The organism is Streptomyces sp. NPDC031274 (assembly GCF_055570235.1).
Genome location: NZ_JBVIHP010000312.1, coordinates 1 through 1,243 on the forward strand (window position 1 = coordinate 1; position 1,243 = coordinate 1,243).

The 1,243-nt window shown below is 73.1% G+C and carries 1 protein-coding gene; it reads right to left on the minus strand.

Annotated elements, in window-relative coordinates; translation table 11 throughout:
* On the minus strand, positions 1–1,243 hold a 1,243-nt coding region (locus ACZ5CR_RS45945; protein ID WP_468869865.1), incomplete at both ends, for a serine/threonine-protein kinase.

The window sequence follows — 1,243 nt, forward strand, 5'->3', positions numbered from 1 at the left end:
GCCGATGCGTACGAAATGCCGTCCGTGGTCGGGGGTGTAGTCGATCTGGCTGCCGTCCGCCTCGCGCTCCCAGCCCTTGGGCAGCCTGAGGCTGAAGCCGCCCTCGGTGTCGTTCACCCGCGGCCAGTCCTTGGGGATGCCGCCGACGGTCTTGCCCGGGACTCCGTCGCTCGACTGCTCCGTACTGCCGTTGTCGCGGACCTCGAAGTACAGGTAGCCGGCGCTTCCACCGCCGAGCAGCACGGCCGCGGCGACCACCGCGACGATCGCGGCCCGCTTGCGGCGCTTCGGCGGGCGGGCAGCGGACTGGTGGGTGCCGTGGACGACGGTGCCGGAGTTGTGGGGTGCGGAGTTGGGGCCGGTGCCGGTGCCGGTGCCTGTGCCTGTGCCTGTGCCGGTGACTGTGCTGAATCCGTTTCCGGTACCGGCACCGTTTCCGTTTCCGGTTCCGTGGATGACCGTGCCGGGCTCTACGGGGTGGTGGCCGTACTGCGGTGTGTGCTGGTGCGGGTCCTGCGGCTGCGGTGTGTGCTGGTGCCGGGTCGGCGGCTGCGGCTGCGGCTGCTGGGACGTCGCGTGGATCTGCGTAGGCACGTACGCCTGCGCCGCGCTCGGCCGCCGCCCCTCCGCCGCCTCGGCGAGCATCAGCTCGGCGACCTCCGCGGTCGGCCGGGTCTCCGGGTCCTTGCGGAGGAGCGCGCCGATGACAGGGGCCAGCGCCCCCGCGTACTCGGCGGGCGCGGGCTCCTCCGTGACCACGGCCTGCATGGTGCCCAGCGGGGACGTGCGCCGGAACGGGGAGTTCCCCTCCACCGCCGTGTACAGCGTGGCGCCGAGCGCCCACAGGTCGGACGCGGGCCCGGGGTTGGCGCCGCTGACCCGCTCGGGCGCCAGATAGTCGACGGAACCGACGACCTCGCCGGTCCGCGTGATCGTCGAGTCCCCCTCGATCGCGGCGATGCCGAAGTCGGTGAGCAGGACGCGCCGGTCATCGGCCAGGAGTACGTTGCCGGGCTTGACGTCGCGGTGCAGGACCCCGGCGGCGTGCGCGGCGCGCAGGGCCTTCAGGGTCCACAGGCCGATGCGGGCGGCCTCGACGGGGTCGATGCGGCCCTGCTCCTTGACGGCGTCCGCGAGCGAACGGCCCTCGACCAGCTCCATCACGATCCAGGGCCGGTCGTCGTACTCAAGGACGTCGTGGACGGTGACGACCGCGGGGTGGTTGATCCGGGCCGCGGCCCGC